This window comes from Sinorhizobium sp. BJ1 (assembly GCF_002531555.1).
GTDB classification, from domain to species: domain Bacteria; phylum Pseudomonadota; class Alphaproteobacteria; order Rhizobiales; family Rhizobiaceae; genus Sinorhizobium; species Sinorhizobium fredii_B.
Window position 1 is genome coordinate 390,078 of record NZ_NWTH01000001.1, and the last position, 17,967, is coordinate 408,044.

The following is a 17,967-nucleotide window of genomic DNA, read 5'->3' on the forward strand; positions in this document are numbered from 1 at the left end:
CAGAGTGCGGGCGGAAAACCGCCTCGCAGACCGTTCGTCGTCCAGTCCCACTTTGAAATCAGAACGCAGCGGCGTCCAGCGCCATCAGCGTATCGGCGCCGGTTTCGATGCGGACCTTGCGCAGCGCCGTCTCCGGCAGGATTCGTTCCATGAAGAACCTTGCGGTGGTGAGCTTGTTCTTCAGATAGTCCGCCTGCGTCGTCTCGCCGGCGGCAAGCTTCTCCTGCGCGGTCTTGGCGATCCTGGCCCACATGTAACCGAGCACGACGAGGCCGAAGAGGTGCATGTAGTCGGTCGAGCCGGCGCCAGCATTGTCGGGCTTGGCCATGGCATTCTGCATGAACCACATGGTCGCCGCCTGCAGATCGTTGAGCCCCTTCTTCAGCGCCTTGGTGTAGCCGGAGAGACTTTCGTCGCCGCGGTTCTCCTCGCAGAAATCGCCGATTTCCTTGAACAGCGCCATGACGGCGCGGCCGCCGTTCAGGCCAAGCTTGCGGCCGACGAGGTCGAGCGCCTGGATGCCGTTCGCTCCCTCATAGATCATCGCGATGCGAGCGTCGCGGACATACTGGCTCATGCCATGCTCTTCGATGTAGCCGTGACCGCCGAACACCTGCTGCGCCATTACCGCGTGCTCGAAGCCCTTGTCGGTCAGCACCCCTTTGAGGATCGGCGTCATCAGGCCGAGAATGTCGTCGGCCGCTTGCCGCTCCGCTTCGTTGTCCGAACGTTGGGCGATGTCGGATTTCAGCGCCGTCCAGAGCGTGAAGGCGCGGCCGGCCTCGTTGAAGGCCTTGATCGTCATCAGCGAGCGGCGCACGTCCGGATGGACGATGATCGGGTCCGCCTTCTGCTCGGGCGCCTTGGCACCGGAAAGCGAGCGGCCCTGGAGGCGTTCGCGCGCATAGTTCGCGGCATTCTGATAGGCGATCTCGGCGATCGCCAGCCCCTGCATGCCGACGGCAAGACGGGCCTCGTTCATCATCACGAACATGGCGCTGAGGCCCTTGTTCTCCGCGCCGATCAGGTAGCCGGTCGCCTCGTCATAGTTCATGACGCAGGTCGAGTTGCCGTGAATGCCCATCTTGTGTTCGATCGCGCCGCAGGAAACGCCGTTGCGCTCGCCAGGCCGGCCGTCGTCGTTCAGCTTGAATTTCGGCACGATGAAGAGCGAGATGCCCTTGACGCCTTCCGGCGCGCCCTCGATCCGGGCGAGGACCAGGTGGATGATGTTCTCCGCCATGTCGTGCTCGCCGGCGGAGATGAAGATCTTCTGGCCGGAGATCCGGTAGGATCCGTCGCCGTTCGGCGCGGCCTTGGTGCGAAGCAGGCCAAGATCGGTGCCGCAATGGGGCTCCGTCAGGTTCATCGTGCCGGTCCAGGTGCCGTCGATCATCTTCGGCAGGTAGGCGCGCTTCTGCTCCTCGGAGCCGTGCACGAGGATGGCGGCGATCGCGCCCTGCGTCAGACCCGGATACATCATCAGTGACATGTTCGCCGCGGACATGAATTCACCGACGGCGGTATGGAGCGTGTAGGGCAGGCCCTGCCCCCCGAACTCCTCCGGCGCGGCGAGGCCCAGCCAGCCACCTTCGCGATAGTGATCGAAGGCCTGCTTGAAGCCCGTCGGCGTTGTGACGGAGCCGTCGTCATGGCGCTTGCAGCCTTCCTGATCGCCGGAAAGATTGATCGGGAAGAGCTCGTCCTCAGCGAGCCTGGCGGCCTCGCCAAGGATTGCCGCCACCATGTCCGGCGTCGCATCCGCAAAGCCCGGCAGGTTGTGGTAGCGCTCGAGGCCGAGCACGTCGTTGAGGATGAACAGGGTGTCGTCGACCGGAGCCTTGTAGATGGGCATTCTTTCCTCGCCTTGATGTCCCCTCGGGCGGCGCCGCGGCTTGCCCGATTTGAGCTGTTTGAGCGCGCGCCGAAGTGATCGGTGTCGTATCGTTGGCAGGATGCTACAAAATTTTGACGTTTGCGTAAACGTCAAAAAAAACGCGTCGCAAAAATTTGGAGCAATGCTGCTGTCGGTTCGAAGAGACCTGTCGAGGAAGATTAGGACGGGCGCAGATGGATAAATCGTTAAAAAGCCCCGCCGATTAACCGCTTGTTTACCACGTTTAATGAATTGTGGGCTGTGAGATGGTCAAAGCTGCAACCGGAAGGCTCGCGTTGTTGTGGCTTTGCCCGCATCGGCTGGACCGCTGAAGAGGAACGGACCTGATGTCGTTCCCCGGCTTCCACGATCGACGACAGGGGCGAAGAGACAATGAACGGATCGCGATCCAATCCTCAGCGCATAGGTAACCCGTCCTATGGCGACAGACCGTCGCTCGATGCCCTGAACCGCACCATCGAAGGCCTCGAGGCACGCATCGAGGGCCTGATGAGCAGCGTCAGCCGCGAGCAGCGCCAGCCGGAGCGACCGACACCGCCGAACAACGCCGTTTCAGAGATCCTCGAACGCCAGCGCGTGCTGACCGGCGCACGGGAGCGAACGCCGTTGCGCGAGCGCATCGCGGCGCGTGAAACCGATCGCCCCACTCCGGCGCGCCTTGCGGAAGAGTCGCGATACCAGCCCTCCCAGGCGGCGCCGGCCCAGCCGCCGCGCCCCGCCGCGGCAGCCGATATCGCAGAGGCTCTCGTCGGCTTGAGGCAGGACCTGAAGCGCGACATCAGCGACGGGCTTGCTCGCGAAATGCATGCCCTGCGCTCCGAAATTCGGGGCATCAAGGTCGAGGCTTCGGAAGACCGCAACAATGCCGCCGATATCAGGGCGGACTTGCAGCGGCTTGCCGACAGCATCAATCAGCTCGGTCGCCAGGCGCCGTCGGCGCAGGCCGACGCGCTTCGGGTCGAATTCGACGACCTCCGGACGATGATCGACGGTTTGGCGCGCGAAGACAGCATGCGTCGCATGGAAAGCCGCTGGAACGGTGTCGAGGATCGGCTGAACGCCTTCGATCAGAACCGCGATGACGAGCTCGTGGCGCTCGCCTACCGCCTTGACGAAATCAAGTCGCAGATAGGCACGTTGAACCCCGCCTCGGCGGTCGACGGGCTGGAGGACAAGCTCGTCGCGGTCGCCCGGGCGATCGAAATTCTGGGGCGCCAGATAGAGCCGGACGATAGGCGACTCGTCCCGCAATTCGCCGAGCTCGATCAGCGGCTCGACGAAATCGGCCGCGCGATCGTCGCGGGGCGTAATACCACGAGCCTCGACAATGCCGTTGTCAACCGGCTGGAAAGCCGCCTCGGCGATCTGTCGCGCCAGATCGACAGTCTTGCCCGCCCGGTGGATACCGGGCTTGGCGTGCGGATCGAAGCTCTGACGGCGCGCGTCGAGGATCTTGCAGGCGAGAGGGCCGCGGCTCGGCTCGAGGAACGGCTCGACCAGCTATCGGCGCTGCTCGAGCACAGCCAGCGCAACGCGGCGCCGGAATTGACAGATTATCTTGCCGATATTTCGCGCAAGATCGAGGCGCTGGACCAGGGCAGCGTCAACGACGCCTTGGCGGAACGGCTCGACTATCTCGCCCGCCGAATCGACGAACTCGACGGCCATGCCGACTCGCCGGCGCCGGACATGCGCTTCGACCGGCTCGAAGACCGGCTTGCCGACATCGCCCAGCGCCTCGAGGAGACACAAGCCGCGCCCTTCGACGATCGCGAGGCGCTGCGCAATCTCGAAGCGCAGATCGGCAATCTCTCGGCGCTGGTGAGCCAGTCGCATCAGGAGCCGGCCGGCGCTGCACCGATGGAATTCGAAAGCCGCATGACTGCGCTCGAAGACTACCTGGCGACGAGCGACGAATATATCATCGAAGCCGCCCGTCAGGCCGCCGAGGCGGTGATGGAGGCCTATGCCAGGAACGGCATGCCGCAGACTGCAGCCGGCGCCGACATGGCCGCGATCTCGGCGCTCGCCGACGACCTCAGGGCGCTCGAGGGCCTCAGCCGTTCGAGCGAAGAGCGCACGGCGCGCACCTTCGAGGCGCTGCATGAGACACTCGTCCACATCGCCGAGAAACTGGAACGGCTCGAAGAACGGGAGCCGAGCGCCGGAATGCGGAACGCCCCGCGCGACATGCCGATGATGCCGAAAGCGGTGCAGCCGGAGTATGGCGGCGCTTTCGGCGACGCCGCTGAGCGGCAGGACGAACGTCAGCAGGCCGGATCAGCGATCGAGGTCGAAGTCACCGCCACGGGCCCGGTTGCGGCCGACCTGTCTTCCTCCGTCGATGTTTCGACCGTCGAGCGGGACGAACCGCGGGTCGAGGCCCGAGCCGCAAAGGCGGGCCTGCTCGCCGGGCTGACCCGGCGCTTCTCCGCCAAGCGCAACGAGACGGCGCCGGTTCAGGCGCGCCAGATAGTCGAGCCCGCCCCCTCGATCGACGCCTCCGAAATGCTCGCGCCGGAGGACGCCAACCAACTGCTCGAGCCAGGCTCCGGCGTGCCGGACGTCAAGAAGATTCTCGAGCGCGTGCGTGCCGGGCAAATGGCCCGCGGCGGCCAGCCGGAGGCCGGCGGCGAAAAGGCGGACTTCATCGCTGCGGCGCGCCGTGCCGCGCAAATGGCTGTCGAGGAAGCCGACTCGCTGAAGAGCGCCAAGGACAATAAGGGACCGTCCGCCGTCAGCGGTGCCTTTGCCCGTCATCGTCGCCCGATCCTGATGGCGGTTGGTGCGGTGCTGCTGGCGATCATGTCCTATCCGCTGGTCAGCACGATGCTCAAGGGCAGGGACGCGCAGAGCGTCCAGCCCGCCGCGGCGGTCGAGCGCAAGGCGGACGTGGAAACTGCGTCGAAGGCCTCGGGCGGCGAAGCGGCGAAGCCGGTATCCACCCCAGTCGCGGCAACGGCTGCCGAGCCGCCGAAGGCTGCGGCTCCGGTCGAGAAGGCTGGGATTGCTCCCGTCGCGACGAACGTGCCCGCGACGAAGGCTGACACGGCTGCCGCAGTCGTTCCGGCAGCAGACGCGGGCGAGGCGCCGCTGCTGCAGCCGCCGGCCAAACCAGCTCATACAGGCCCGGTCTCGACATTCCAGCCGGCGACCACAGGCACGCTCACGGCAGCGAGTTTTGAGCCGGTCAAGGCGAGCAATATCGTCCTGCCGGAAGGCTTTGGCCCGCCGGCCCTGGTAACGGCGGCGAAGGGCGGCGACCCGCTCGCCCATTACGAGATCGGCACCCGTTTCACCGAGGGACGCGGGGCGAAGGAAGATCTCGCCGAAGCTGCCAAATGGTATCAGCGTGCGGCCGATGCCGGCGTCGTGCCGGCCGGTTACCGGCTTGCCAATCTCTACGAGAAGGGGGCAGGTGTCACGCGGGACGCGGCCAAGGCCAAGGCTCTCTACCAGAAGGCTGCCGAGGCGGGTAACGCCAGTGCAAGCCACAATCTTGCGGTCATGCTCGCCAGCGGCCGCGACGGTGCGCCCGATCTCGCGGCGGCGGTGAAATGGTTCGAGAAGGCCGCCAATCTCGGGGTCCGCGACAGCCAGTTCAATCTTGCCGTGCTCTATGCCCGCGGCAACGGCGTCGCCCAGAGCCTCGAGGAGTCCTACAAGTGGTTCGCGATCGCCGCGCGCGGCGGCGACAAGGACGCCGGCGAAAAGCGCGACGAGATCGCCAGGGCGATGAAGCCCGAGGAGCTCTCGAGCGCCAAGGCGAAAGTCGACGCCTGGAAGGTGCAGCCGCTCGATGCCGAGGCGAATACGGTGGATGTGCCGGACGCCTGGGTCGGCCCCTCGACCAAGACCGCGTCGGTCGACATGACGAAGGCCTTGCGCAACATTCAGGCCATTCTCAACAACAATGGCTTCGACGCCGGCGCCCCCGACGGACATATGGGCAAGAAGACGATTGCAGCGATCAAGGCGTTCCAGAAGTCGATCGGCCACGAGCCGACCGGTGAAATAACCGACGAACTGGTGAAGGAACTGTTGAAGCGGAACTCGTGACCGGCCGCGCGGCCGCTCGCTCGACCTCACCCCTTTCGTTCTGACCCGACGCCGCGTTAAAGCCGCAGATCCTGACGACAGGGCAGCGGGGTGGAAACTGCGGCTCCATGTCCCTGAAATGGTTGACAGCTCCCGCCTGAGGGCGCATGAGCGGAGGCGCCGTCGGGCGTCCCGTTGCGGGCGCTCCGGAAACCTGAATCCAGAGCATCTCACGCCTTTAAGTGATCCGATTGGAAAGCGGGAAGCTCTGCCCGAAATATTCCGCTGGTGGTGTTCTCGCCACTTCGAAGCATCCCACCATGCCTCGCTCGGAGGTTGGGGTGCGAATGGTTCAAAGCGTTGCACGATTCCTAAATCGTTTCCGGTTAGGAGTTGTGCAATTGCAATTTCACCTGCATTGCGGGTTCGTTGTTACATCGAGGTTTGGCCGTGACGGTCTATCTGCCCATTGCAGAATTGTCGGTGAACATATTCATCATTCTCGGCATGGGCGCGGCCGTCGGTTTCCTGTCGGGGATGTTCGGAGTCGGCGGCGGCTTTCTGATCACGCCGCTGTTGATCTTCTACAACATTCCGCCGGTGGTGGCGGTGGCGACCGGTGCGAACCAGGTCGTCGCCTCGTCGATCTCAGGCGCCATCACCCATTTCCGGCGCGGCACGATCGACATCAAGCTCGGAACGGTGCTGCTCTGCGGCGGCCTCGTTGGCGCGACCGTGGGCATCTGGCTGTTCTCGCTGCTGCGCAGCATCGGCCAGCTCGATCTCGTCATTTCGCTCCTCTACGTCGTCTTGCTCGGTTCGGTCGGCAGTTTGATGCTATGGGAGAGCATCGGCGCCATGCGCAAGGCTGCCAAGAACCAGCCGACCCAGTTGCGCCGGCCCGGCCAGCATAATTGGATCCACGGGTTGCCGCTGAAGATGCGCTTCAAGAAATCGAAGATCTATCTGAGCGTCATCCCGGTCGCCACGCTCGGCTTCGGCATCGGTATCCTGACGTCGGTCATGGGCGTCGGCGGCGGCTTCATCATGGTGCCGGCGATGATCTATCTCCTGCGCATCCCGACCAGCGTCGTCGTCGGAACCTCGCTGTTCCAGATCGTCTTCGTTTCGGCCTATACGGTGATCGTCCAGGCCTCGACCAATTATACGGTCGATATCGTGCTTGCCTTCGTGCTGATGATCGCCGGCGTCATCGGCGCGCAATATGGCGTGCGCGTCGGCCAGCGGCTACGCGGCGAGCAATTGCGTGCCCTTCTGGCGCTGCTCGTCCTTGCCGTCGGTATCCGCCTGTCGATCGAGCTGATCATTCCTCCGAAGGACATCTATTCGGTCGTTTCGGCGGGGTTCGGCTTCTGATGCGCGCGCTCGCCCGCCTCCTCCTGTTTGCTCTCACTCTGGCGGCTGCCGGGCCGGCATCGGCACAGTCTCTGGAGCGGGAGGTTGGGAACTTCCCCGAGAAGCTCGAGATCGGCATCTCGACGGACGAGATCTCCATCACCTCCGATTTCCGCGGCGCCGACCTGACGATCTTCGGCGCCATCGACGGCTTCGACGCCAACCTTCTCGCCCAGGGCAAGTACAACATCGTCGTCGTGCTCGAAGGGCCAAAGGACAATGCGACGGTGCGCAAGAAGCAGCGCGTTTTCGGCATCTGGGTCAATACCCAGTCGATGACCTTCGAGCTCGTGCCGGAAGCCTATTCGCTGTCGAGCACCCGCGATATCGCGACGATCGCGCCGCCGCGAGACATCGCCAATATGGGCATCGGCGTCGATCACATGCGGCTGGTGCCGCTCGGTTTCATCGGTGACGGCAGCAGCCTCGGCGAGTTCCGCAACGCCTTCCGCCGCATCCGCGAAGAGAGCGGCGTCTACCAGCGTGATCCGGGTGGCGTGCAGTTCATCAGCTCGAGCCTCTTCAAGGCATCCGTCCGGCTGCCGGCCAACGTCCCGAACGGCGTCCATGTGGTGCGTGCCTATCTGTTCCGCGAAGGTCTCTTCGTCGCTGCCAAGGCCTTGCCGCTGCGGGTGGTTAAAACCGGCCTCGAACAGGCGATCACCCGCGCCGCGCATGAGCAGCCGATCATCTACGGCCTCCTTGCCGTGACGCTGGCGGTGATCACCGGATGGGGCGCGAGCCTGCTCTTCCGCAAGGATTGATGCGGTACGGAGCCGGCGCAGAGCTTCTCGACTACCGCGTTGGCGCGTTCCCTTTTGTGCCGTTGCGGTTTAAGAGAGGCCGGAAGATCAGCAACGCCCCCTCTGTCCTCGCGCCAAGGGGCGGTTACAACGGTCGGGAGGCCACCTCCCGGAAGCAGAGGAAGCCCATGAAACCGATTTTCGTGCAATTGCAATGCGCTCCCGGCCGGACCTACGAGGTCGCCGACGAGATCTACCGCAAGGAAATCGTCTCGGAGATGTATTCGACGAGCGGTAACTATGACCTGCTTTTGAAGATCTATGTCGAGGAAGGCCAGGACATCGGCAAGTTCATCAACGACAATATCGCCAGCGTTCCGGGCATTTCCCGTTCGCTGACGACGCTTACCTTTAACGCCTTCTGATCGTTGGAGGGGGATGCGGGCGGAAAACCGCTCACACTTTTCCTCATCCCGCTCTAGCCCAAGAGGTTGGCAAAGCGCACCGAATAGATCCGGTCGCGGCCCATCATGTGGGCGACGAGCTGCTGCCGGTCGAAAAGGCCGCTCATGGCGCGGTGCCGGAGATCCAATCCGCCGGTGGTGACGCCGAAAGCCGGCATCAGCAGCCGCTTGCCGTCCGTTGCGAAGCAGGCCCGGCGGACCGATTTCTCCCGGCGCCGGACGGTCGCGGACGGATGCAGGTGGCCGGCTACTTCGCCGAGGCCGTCAGCCAAGGACGGCTCATGGCGGAACACCAGCCCGGCGTGACGAAACTCGTCCATCGACGCGCCGGGCAGTCCCGACGTGCCATCCGGGTCGTGATTGCCGTTGATCCAGATCCAGTCACGCCCGCGCGCCATCGCCCCAATCATCTGGCGGAAGGTCTCCGGCATCGCCGCCGACCCGGTCCGGTCGTGAAAATTGTCGCCGAGGCTGATCACCGTTTTCGGATTGTGGCGGGCGACGATCGCCTCGAGGATGCGCAAGGTCGCCAGCGTGTCATAGGGCGGCAGCATCATGCCGCGCCGCGCGAAGGCCGAGCCCTTTTCGAGGTGGAGGTCGGACACCACCAACGTCCCGGCCTCGGGCAGAAAAAGGCCGCCGAGCGGATCGCAAATGGCGTCCACGCCGTTGATTGTCGTGCGCGCCTGAAAGAAAGCGCTTGCCGCCGGAGCCGATGTCGCGTGAACGAGCCGATGCATTCTGTGCCTATCCGTCCGTATGGGGCCCGCCCATCGCTTCGTTGATCAGCTCGTCGGCCGCCTCCGTCAGCAGGAAGTCCTGAGCCTCGCCCTGGACCGCCTCCCGGCCGATCTCCAGCATGACTGGAATGGCGAGCGGCGAGATACGATCGAGCTGGCGATGGGTGATGTGGCCCTTGATTCGCTTGAGCATAGTGCCGAGGCGGCCAATGTCCAAAAGGCCTGCCGCTGCGTCGTTGCGCGTCGCTTCCAGCAAGATGTGGTCGGGCTCGTGCATCCGCAATACGTCGTAAATGAGGTCGGCCGAAACGGTGACCTGCCGACCGGTCTTTTCCTTGCCCGGATGGCGCTGATCGATCAGCCCGGCAATGACCGCACAGGTGCGAAAGGTGCGCTTCAGCAGGAAGGATTCGTTCAGCCAGGCCTCCAGATCATCGCCAAGCATATCCTCGTCGAAAAGCTGGGCGAGCGATGGAGCCCGCGCCCGGAACGCCGCACCCAGATCGTCGAGGGCCCAAACGCCGAGTGAATAGTCGGTGGCGACGAAGCCGAGCGGTTTCAGGCCGGCCCGGTCGAGGCGGCGAGTGAGCAACATGCCGAGCGTCTGGTGGGCAAGCCGCCCTTCGAAGGCATAGGTGACCATGTAGTGGCGGCTGCCGCGCGGGAAGGTCTCGATCAGCAGTTCGTCCTCGCGGGGCAGCATCGAAACGTCGTCCTGCAGCGCCAGCCAGTCGCGCACCTGGTCCGGCAGCGTGGCGCGCCGCGTCGGGTCGCCAAGCATCTTCCTGACCTGGGCAGCGAGATAGGTGGAGAGCGGAAACTTGCCGCCGGCATAGCTCGGCACCTTGGGGTCGAAGGAAAAGGCCTGCGAAACGAGACACTCGTTTTCGCGGATGCCTTCGAAGCGCAGCACCTTGCCGGAGAACAGAAACGTGTCGCCCGGCGACAGCATCTCGAGGAAATACTCTTCCACCTTGCCGAGCGACATGCCGCCGCGGCCGAGCGAGCCGCGTGCATTCCGCTTCACCATGCGCACGTTCAGCATCGGCGATTCGACGATCGTGCCGACATTGAGCCGGTATTGCTGCGCCACCATCCGATTGGAAACCCGCCACAGCCCTTCCTTCGTCTTGCGGATGCGGGCATAGCGCTCATAGGTGCGAAGCGCGTAGCCGCCGGTGGCGACGAGATCGACGACCCGCTCGAATGTCTCCCAGGAGAGCTCGGCATAGGGAGCCGCGCTGGTGATCTCGTCATAGAGCTCCAGGACGTCGAAGGGCTTGGCGCAGGCCATGCCGAGCACGTGCTGCGCCAGCACGTCGAGGGCGCCCTTGCCGACCGGCGGCGTATCCTGAGCGCCGACATAATTGGCGTCGAGCGCCGCCTGGCATTCCATCACCTCGAAGCGGTTGGCCGGGACGAGGATCGCCCGGCTCGGCTCGTCCATGCGGTGGTTGGCGCGGCCGATGCGCTGGGCGAGCCGGCTCGCTCCCTTCGGCGCGCCGACATGGACGACCAGATCGACGTCGCCCCAGTCGATGCCGAGATCGAGTGTCGAGGTGGCGACGACGGCACGCAGCCGGTTTTCGGCCATCGCCGCTTCCACCTTGCGGCGCTGGGCGACGTCGAGCGAGCCATGGTGCAGGGCGATCGGCAGGTTGTCGTCATTGATCGTCCAGAGCTCCTGAAAAAGCATTTCCGCCTGGCTGCGCGTGTTGACGAAGAGCAGCGTCGTGCCGTGCTCCTTGATCGCTGCATAGATGTCCGGGATTGCATAGCGGGCCGAGTGCCCCGCCCACGGCACGTGGTTCTCGGCGCGCAGAATGGAGATTTCCGGTTTTGCCCCGCCCGATACGGTGATCAATCCGGCGTAGCTCTCCTCGTCCGGGGTCTGGCCGACCAGCCAGCGTTGCAGCTCCATCGGCTTGGCCACCGTCGCCGACAGGCCGACCGTCTGCAGGCCGGGCGCCAACCGGCGCAGCCGTGCCAGCCCGAGGGCGAGCAAATGGCCGCGCTTCGAGGTGACGAGCGAATGCAGTTCGTCGAGCACGACATAGCGCAGATTTTTGAAGAAGCGCTCCGCCTCGCCATCAGCAATCAGCAGCGCGAGCTGCTCCGGCGTCGTCAGCAACAGGTCGGGCGGGTTCACCTTCTGGCGCTGCCTCTTGCCCTGTGGCGTATCGCCAGTGCGGTTCTCGATCCGCACCGGCAGGCCCATTTCGCTGACCGGCTTCGTCAGATTGCGCTCGATATCGACGGCGAGCGCCTTGAGCGGCGAAATATAGAGCGTGTGAATGCCGACGAAGGCGGAGCCGGGCGGAATCTTGCCGCGCCGCGTGACATCAACCAGCGAGGGCAGGAAACCGGCAAGCGTCTTGCCCGCACCCGTCGGCGCGATCAGCAGCGTGCTTTGTCCTGCCTCGGCCCGTGACAGGAGTTCCAATTGGTGCGCGCGCGGCCGCCAGCCCTTTTCCGCGAACCACCGCAGAAACGGCGCCGGCAACGTCAAGGCGTCGCTTTCCGGCAATGGGGAATCGATCCTGTTCACGGGGAACAAAGGTAGATCAAACGGGGCAAAAGAGAAGCCTGCACGTCTTCATGCCCGCAATTGCTGCGAGGCCATCCAGGCTTCAAAGCGCAATATAACGGTCGGCGCGGTGGTTGATTGCCACGAAGAGGTTGAGGACGACCGCGCCGAGCACCGACCAAAGAACCACCCGGGGGGTCGTGACTGCGAAGGCAACAGCCAGGACCACCATGTCGATCGCGAGTTGCACGAAGCCGGCGCGGATACCGAAGCGCTCCTGCAGATAGACGCCCAAGATGCCGACGCCGCCGAGGCTGGCGCGGTGGCGGTAGAGCGCCAGAACGCCGTATCCGAGCAACAATCCGCCGAGAAGGGCAGCCCACCCGGGATGGATCTGTTCGATCTCGAATAGCCTCGACTGCGCGTCAGTCAGCAGCGAGGTGAGCCCGATGGCGATGAAGGTCTTGATAGTGAAGGCCGGACCCAGCCGCTTCAGCGACAGGTAGAAGAACGGCAGGTTGAGCAGGAAGAAGGCGAGAGCGAAATTCACGCCGGTCGCATAGTGCAACAGAAAGGCGACACCGGCGGTGCTTCCGGTCAGCAATCCGGCGCTGGCGAGGAAATAAAGGCCGAGGGCGGCGACGAGGCTGCCGGAAAAGACGCCCTGCACATCCTCGAGCGGCGTGTGCCTTGTGGGACTGGTATTCCAGAGACCGAAAACGCTGCTCATCTGTGCCATGGTGAACTCCCGCGAAAAGTTCGAGCATTGCTGCAGCGCACATAAATAATCAAGAAAAATATGTAAGTAATGCTGACCTATTTTCGGATGGCAGGGTTGCGTTTCACGCAGACTTGCGGGCCAGGAACAGGATACCGGCGATCGGCAGGCCGGCATCCATCCGAATGACCGTCCGTTCGATTTCTATCATCGACAGCCGGAATTCGGCACAGAGCGACGCGACATAGGATTGCGGATGCGCGTAGCGCAGCGATGGCCGCAGCACGAAGCCGTCCCCGACCGCCCCGTCCTCGACGGAAAAGGCAAACAGCCCGCCCGGCGCCAGAAGGCGGTCGGTGATGGAAAAGGCGCTTTCCAGATTGCCGAGATACATCAGCACGTCCGCGGCGCTGACGAGATCCGCGCGCGCTTCCGCGAGTTCGCCGAAGACGCCGGAATCGACCGGCGACAACGACAGGTCGGCCCGGCCCAGCCGATCGTAGATCGCCTTGCCTTCCGCCTTGGCAAGCATGTTGACCGAGAGATCGAAGCCCTCGAGAAACTCGGCGCGGCTCCGGATGCGCTCGCCGAAGAGCCCGGTGCCGCAGCCCAGATCGGTAACATGGCGAAACTTGTGCCCGTCGGTCGCCCGTTCGATCAGCGCCGCGAGCTTTTCCGGGACGCTGTAGTCGAGCTTCTCGACGAGTGCCTGGTCGAAACGCTCGGCATAGTCGTCGAAGAGCTGCTCCACATAGGTGCTCGGCGGCTGCTCCGGCGTGTCGCTGGCGCCGAGCAGGGCCAGTTTCAGGCTAGCGCCGAAAATATCCTCAGGGCTGAGGCGAAGCGTGTGGCGCAAAGCCGCGATGGCTGCCTCTTTTCGGCCCGATTTCTCCTCATAGTCCGCCAGCCGGAACCAGCCGGCCGCCCAATTCGGCACGAGTTCCAGCGCCTGGGCCATGAGTTCGGCGGCGCCTTGATGGTCGCCGCTTTCGGCGAGCATCTTCGCGTAGTCGGCGCGGCGATCGGCGATCAGATCGCCGGAGGAGAGCTGGCGGGCGGTCATAAGGGCGGCAGGTTGGGTTGCGACGGACGCTTCTGGCGCCGGATGCGGCAAAACACAAGCGGAATCTGAAGGGCCGCGTTTCTCGCGGCTTGCGAGGGCTGACAGAGCGGCTTATGTGATGGGAAACAGGAGAATCTTTCGCTGATGTCGGACGGCGTAAACAAATTTCTCGGCGATTCACCGCTGCGCGTGCTCGTCAAGCTCGTCGTCGTATCGATCCTCGTCGGCTTCGTCATGACCGTCTTCGACTGGCGTCCCTTGGATCTTCTCGACGGGATCCGCGACTTCGTCGTCGACCTCTGGCGGACGGGTTTTGCGGCGCTTGGGCGCGTCGGCGACTACCTGTTGCTCGGCGCTGCGGTGGTCATTCCCGCCTTCATCATCCTACGTCTTCTCAGCTATCGACGGTAAGCATGCAGGACCAGTTTTTTCTTCCCCGCAGACGGCTTATTCTGTCCGCCGGTGCCATGATTTCGCTCGGGCTCATCGCCGGCTGCTCGACTTCCGGCCTCCTTACTCCCGACGATGGCACGGGCAGCGACCAGACCGAGGCGACGCTCGGCTATGTCAACACGCTGCGCAAGGGCAAGGGGCTTTCGAGCCTCGCGCGAGACCACGCCGCGTCCGTCGCCGCGATGCACCAGGCAGCGCGCATGGCACGCGTCGGCAAGATGAAGCACAATATCGGCTGGCGCGACGATTTCTCCGATCGGATGAAGGGCGACGGAGTCACACTTCCTGCCGCCGAGAACATCGCCATGGGCCAGGACAACGCCGAGCGGGCCTATGAAGCCTGGTTCAAGTCGCCGAAGCACCTCGAAAACATGCTCGGCAGCTATCGCGGCCTCGGTGTGGCGGTGGCACAAAATACCGCTTCCGGAAACCGCCCCTATTGGGCCATGGTGCTGTCCGGCTGAGTTGATTCCCAAGATCGCCTTGCGGAAACGGCCGCAGGGCACCACCGATGACTGCGATGGAAAGCCTCGAGCGCGGAAGGCTTGCCCGCGAAGCGGGTCCTTTTGACGTCACCAACCGGCTGATCTTCTCGATTGCCGTGCCGATGACGCTCGGCTTCCTGACGACGCCGCTCCTCGGCCTCGTCGACACCGGCGTCGTCGGCAGGCTCGGCCGGGCCGAACTGCTGGCCGGGCTGGCCGTCGGCGCGGTCCTGTTTGATCTGATCTTCGCCACCTTCAATTTCCTGCGCGCCTCGACCACCGGCCTCGTCGCACAGGCCTATGGTCGCGGCGACCGGCGCGAGCAGCAGGCGGTCTTCTGGCGCTCGTTGGTGATCGCGATCTTCTGTGGCATCGCCATCCTCCTCCTGTCGCCGCTTTTGCTCGCACTCGGTCTGTGGCTGATGGCACCGGACGCGGAAGTCGCCGCGGTGACGCACACCTATTTTCTCTACCGCATGCTCTCCGGCCCCGCGGCACTCGCCAATTATGCGATCCTCGGCTTTGTCCTTGGCCGTGGCGAAGGCACGCTCGGCCTCCTGCTGCAGACCCTCATCAACGGCATCAATATCGTGCTTGCCATCCTGTTCGGCCTCGTCATCGGATGGGGCGTGGCCGGTGTCGCGATCGCCACGGTGACGGGGGAGGTGATCGGCGCGGTGGCAGGGTTCGCGATCGTTTATGCACGTTTCGACAAGAGGGACGCGCCGGACTGGGCGACGATCTTCTCTCGCGACCGCCTCAAGGCACTCTTCGGGCTCAACCGCGACATCATGATCCGTTCCTTCGTGTTGCTCGCCGCCTTCACGCTGATGACCCGGATCGGCACTTCGCTCGGCCCGGTGACGCTTGCGGCCAATGCCGTGCTGATGACCATCTTCCTGGTCGCCGGCTATTATCTGGATGGCCTTGCCAATGCGGCCGAGCAATTGACCGGGCGCTCGATCGGTGCCGCCTATCGCCCGGCCTTCGATCGTGCGCTGCGGATAACGACGCTGTGGTCGTTGGGGCTCGCTCTGATGACGACGGTGTTTTTTCTCGCCTTCGGCAATGCGCTCGTCGATCTTCTGACGACGGCGCCGGAGGTGCGCGCGCTCGCCTATGAATACATGCCCTGGGCAGCGGTGACGGCGCTCACCGGTGCGATGGCCTTCCTGATGGACGGTGTCTTCATCGGTGCCACCTGGTCGCGCGACATGCGCAACATGATGCTGGCCGCCTTTCTCGTCTATGGCGCATCACTTACCGTTCTCGTGCCGGCCTTCGGCAATCACGGCCTATGGGCGGGGCTCAACCTGTTCCTGCTGCTGCGCGGCCTGTTCCTGGCGATGTTGCTGCCGCGGCGTGCCGCTCAGACGTTCCGTCCGGCCCAATAGTCGAGACGGCTGTCGCGGATCTCGCGAATCGAGGCAAGCTTCTCGCGATCGCAGAGCTGTGACAGGCCTCGCACGATCCGACCCGGCAGCCCCGGTCCCTCATAGACCATGCAGGAATAGAGCTGCACGAGGTCGGCGCCGGCGCGGATCTTTTCCGCCGCCGTCTCCGCAGAGCTGACGCCACCGACGCCGATGATCGGCACCTTTGGCCCAAGCCGTTTGCGCATCCGGGCGAGCACCGCCGTCGACTTCTCGAAGAGCGGCTTGCCGGAAAGCCCGCCAGCCTCCTTGGCCTGTCGCTGATCCTTGAGACCCTCGCGCGACAGCGTCGTATTGGAGACGATCAGGCCGTCGAGATCGTGCGCCAGCACCTCGGCCGCGATGTCGTCCATGCCTTCTTCGGTGAGATCCGGGGCGATCTTCAGGAACACCGGAACGCGTCTTCCGCCCTTCGCTGCTTCCTCGTCGCGGGCGGCGAGCACGGCCGAAAGCAGCGCCGCCAGGCTTTCGCGCGCCTGCAGGTCGCGCAGGCCCGGCGTGTTCGGCGAGGAAATATTGGCGGTGAAATAGCGTGCCACTGCATGGAAGGTGCGGATTCCCGCGACATAGTCGGCAATCCGGTCGGCGCTGTCCTTGTTGGCGCCGATATTGACGCCGATCAGCGCCTGGCGAGAACAGGCCTGAAGGCGCGCCAGCGCCGCCCCGTGCCCATCATTGTTGAAACCGAGCCGGTTGATCACCGCCTCGTCCTCGACGAGCCGGAAAATGCGTGGCTTGTCATTGCCCTGCTGCGGCCGCGGCGTCACCGTGCCGATCTCGGTGAAGCCGAAGCCAAGCCTCAACAGGGCCTCCGGCACCTCGGCATTCTTGTCGTAGCCTGCCGCCATGCCGAGCGGATTGGGAAAGGAAAGACCCGCAATAATCTGCTCGAGTCTGGGATCGGTAGGCGCAGCACAGCTTGGCACGACACCGCTCTTCAGCGCCCTGATCGACACGCCATGGGCGGTTTCCGGATCCAGAAGGAAGAGGCCGCGGCGGGCGAGGCGTTCGACAGGTCCGGTCATGGTGCAAGCTCGGGGAAGACATGGCTGCCGTCGGGGCCGAGCGGCAGGGGCTTTTCCCACAGCACCGCATCGAGCGTCAGAGGCGCATAGAGATGCGGAAACAGTGCTCCGCCGCGCGAGGGCTCGTAGATGAGTTTGTCACCGAGGCTGTCTGGATCGACGGCGACGAGCAGAAGATCCGTCTGGCCCTCGAAATGCCGCGCAGCGGTCTCAGTGACCTGGTCGCGCGTCGAGAAGTGAATGAAGCCATCGGCGAGATCGACGGGCGCGCCCGCGAATTGTCCGGCACGCCGCGCCTCCTGCCATAGAAGCGCCGGAACGATCTTGTATATGGTAGCGTTCATTTTTGTCCGCTCGTCGTCATGAATCCGAGCCATGGCCTTGCCGCAAATATCGGCGCATGTCCACCACGGTGCATCGATCAAAAGCGGATTTCCGCCAGCCTCCAAAGGAGAAGATGTCATGAGGCAGGTAATCGCAGCGCTCGCGTTCGGCTTGGCTCTCGGTTGGAGCCATTTGGCCGTGGCTAGGAACCGGCGCCGGGGCGCTACAGCATGCAGAAGGCGGAGACGGGCTTCGCCCGGCTCGATACCGAGACCGGCGAGGTCACCCTCTGCCAGGAGAAAGAAGGAGAGCTCGTCTGCCGGATGGCCGCCGACCAGCGCGCCGCCTTCGAGCGGGAGCTCGACCTGCTCACCAAACGGGTCGAAGCCTTGGAAAAGGCTGTACAGGGTGGGGCAACAGCCGTGAAACCCGATCTTCCGACCGACGAAGAGATTGACCGGACCATGAGCATCATGGAAAGAATGATGCGCAAGTTCATGGATATCGTGAAGGAACTCGAAGGCCGCGATACCACCGAAGAAGGTGGCCCGGTGCCTGACAAGACCTGAGCGTCCTGAGCGAACACCGAATGGCGCGCGGAGGACGAAGCCGCTTGGTGAAGGACCATGCTGCATCCTGAA

At 64.1% G+C, this 17,967-nt stretch carries 14 protein-coding genes and 1 pseudogene; 8 read left to right on the plus strand and 7 right to left on the minus strand.

Going from position 1 to position 17,967, the window contains the following annotated elements; all coding sequences use genetic code 11:
- Window positions 1-58: 58 nt before the first annotated feature.
- The gene (locus CO676_RS01930; RefSeq protein ID WP_097519464.1) at window positions 59-1,855 is read right to left on the minus strand and encodes an acyl-CoA dehydrogenase C-terminal domain-containing protein; all 1,797 of its coding nucleotides are present in this window, start codon (window positions 1,853-1,855) and stop codon (window positions 59-61) included.
- Between the two features lie 414 nt (window positions 1,856-2,269).
- On the opposite strand from CO676_RS01930, the gene CO676_RS01935 reads away from it, so the two are divergent.
- From CO676_RS01935 to CO676_RS01950, 4 genes are all read left to right on the plus strand, one after another.
- Window positions 2,270-5,956, plus strand: coding sequence for a peptidoglycan-binding protein (locus CO676_RS01935; protein ID WP_097519465.1), 3,687 nt, complete (start codon window positions 2,270-2,272; stop codon window positions 5,954-5,956).
- Between the two features lie 429 nt (window positions 5,957-6,385).
- Window positions 6,386-7,312 carry a sulfite exporter TauE/SafE family protein gene (locus CO676_RS01940; RefSeq protein WP_014760950.1) on the plus strand — a complete coding sequence of 309 codons (927 nt, stop codon included), beginning with the start codon at window positions 6,386-6,388 and terminating at the stop codon, window positions 7,310-7,312.
- Window positions 7,312-8,115: a TIGR02186 family protein gene (locus tag CO676_RS01945; RefSeq protein ID WP_014760951.1), complete on the plus strand. Its 804-nt coding sequence runs from the start codon at window positions 7,312-7,314 to the stop codon at window positions 8,113-8,115. Before CO676_RS01940 ends, CO676_RS01945 begins: the two co-directional genes overlap by 1 nt.
- Window positions 8,116-8,282: 167 nt before the next feature.
- Window positions 8,283-8,519: an Lrp/AsnC ligand binding domain-containing protein gene (locus CO676_RS01950; RefSeq protein ID WP_097519466.1), complete on the plus strand. Its 237-nt coding sequence runs from the start codon at window positions 8,283-8,285 to the stop codon at window positions 8,517-8,519.
- 53 nt (window positions 8,520-8,572) lie between these two features.
- On the opposite strand, the gene pdeM is transcribed toward CO676_RS01950, so the two are convergent.
- From pdeM to CO676_RS01970, 4 genes are all read right to left on the minus strand, one after another.
- A complete protein-coding gene (pdeM, locus tag CO676_RS01955) occupies window positions 8,573-9,298 on the minus strand; it encodes a ligase-associated DNA damage response endonuclease PdeM (RefSeq protein WP_097519467.1) in 726 nt (241 codons plus the stop codon).
- A 7-nt stretch (window positions 9,299-9,305) separates the two neighbouring features.
- A complete protein-coding gene (locus CO676_RS01960; RefSeq protein WP_097519468.1) occupies window positions 9,306-11,855 on the minus strand; it encodes a ligase-associated DNA damage response DEXH box helicase in 2,550 nt (849 codons plus the stop codon).
- Window positions 11,856-11,928: 73 nt separating this feature from the next.
- Entirely contained in the window at window positions 11,929-12,564 is a 636-nt protein-coding gene (locus tag CO676_RS01965; protein WP_014760955.1) for a YitT family protein, read from the minus strand.
- Window positions 12,565-12,667: 103 nt separating this feature from the next.
- Window positions 12,668-13,606 (minus strand): class I SAM-dependent methyltransferase, encoded by a 939-nt coding sequence (locus CO676_RS01970; RefSeq protein WP_097519469.1) that lies wholly within the window; start codon window positions 13,604-13,606, stop codon window positions 12,668-12,670.
- Window positions 13,607-13,750: 144 nt separating this feature from the next.
- Between CO676_RS01970 and CO676_RS01975 the strand changes: the two genes are divergently transcribed.
- The 3 genes from CO676_RS01975 to CO676_RS01985 are packed head-to-tail and all read left to right on the plus strand — an operon-like array spanning window position 13,751 to window position 15,938.
- Window positions 13,751-14,017, plus strand: a complete 267-nt coding sequence (locus CO676_RS01975; RefSeq protein ID WP_014327228.1) for a DUF6460 domain-containing protein — start codon at window positions 13,751-13,753, stop codon at window positions 14,015-14,017.
- Between the two features lie 2 nt (window positions 14,018-14,019).
- Window positions 14,020-14,523, plus strand: a complete 504-nt coding sequence (locus tag CO676_RS01980; protein ID WP_014760957.1) for a CAP domain-containing protein — start codon at window positions 14,020-14,022, stop codon at window positions 14,521-14,523.
- 47 nt (window positions 14,524-14,570) lie between these two features.
- Complete coding sequence (locus CO676_RS01985; RefSeq protein WP_097519470.1) at window positions 14,571-15,938, plus strand: MATE family efflux transporter; 1,368 nt, start codon at window positions 14,571-14,573, stop codon at window positions 15,936-15,938.
- Here the strand turns inward: CO676_RS01985 and CO676_RS01990 are convergent.
- Together CO676_RS01990 and CO676_RS01995 are read right to left on the minus strand one after the other, a co-directional pair.
- Window positions 15,914-17,002 (minus strand): quinone-dependent dihydroorotate dehydrogenase, encoded by a 1,089-nt coding sequence (locus CO676_RS01990; protein WP_097519471.1) that lies wholly within the window; start codon window positions 17,000-17,002, stop codon window positions 15,914-15,916. The genes CO676_RS01985 and CO676_RS01990 overlap by 25 nt on opposite strands.
- On the minus strand, window positions 16,999-17,346 hold the full coding sequence (locus CO676_RS01995; protein ID WP_097519538.1) for a DUF952 domain-containing protein: 348 nt from the start codon (window positions 17,344-17,346) through the stop codon (window positions 16,999-17,001). The genes CO676_RS01990 and CO676_RS01995 overlap by 4 nt, the downstream gene beginning before the upstream one ends.
- Window positions 17,347-17,464: 118 nt before the next feature.
- Here CO676_RS01995 and CO676_RS02000 point away from each other — a divergent pair.
- Window positions 17,465-17,895, plus strand: a pseudogene (locus tag CO676_RS02000) (hypothetical protein).
- The last annotated feature ends 72 nt before the right edge of the window (window positions 17,896-17,967 follow it).